At 45.8% G+C, this 526-nt stretch carries 1 protein-coding gene; it reads left to right on the forward strand.

The window, feature by feature from the left end; genetic code table 11:
- Positions 1-526 (forward strand): alpha-glucosidase domain-containing protein (locus D4A39_RS19125; RefSeq protein WP_199699488.1); only part of this gene is annotated, 526 nt, incomplete at both ends.

Consider the following 526-nt stretch of genomic DNA (forward strand, 5'->3'; position numbering starts at 1 on the left):
ATGATGATTTGACAATCGAGAAGCGTCCCAATCATAAACCCTCTAATAAAATAAACAGAAGTATGCTAAAGAATTTATCTCTCATTGCCCTTTTGGGCATCGCTGTCGTTGGCGTTCCAAGTGAACTCAGCGCCAAGAATGTAAAGGTGGCAGGCACCCAGAAAGGTGCGGCTGCCAAGTCTATCACCCGTCAGGTGGCTCAGCAGAATGTAACCATCGAATTCTATTCTCCATCCATCGTCCGCATCTTGAAATCTGATGCCGGACTTGGTGCTCCTGTTCAGAAGAAAAGCTATTCTGTCATCTTGAAACCTCAGCAGATGAAGGGCGGTCAAATACAGGAAAACGGTGATATTGTAAAAATCAATTCTAGTTTTATTTCCGTTGAACTGAATCAGCAGACTGGCGAAATCCGCTTCCTTTCGAAGGATGGAAAGCTGCTGCTTACTGATACGAAGACCCGTCTGGAAGCTCGCAAGGATGAAGCCAACAAGGGCAAGTACCGTATAGAGCAGGACTTCCGTCT

This window comes from Alcanivorax profundi, from assembly GCF_003597125.1.
Taxonomy (GTDB): domain Bacteria; phylum Pseudomonadota; class Gammaproteobacteria; order Pseudomonadales; family Alcanivoracaceae; genus Alcanivorax; species Alcanivorax profundi.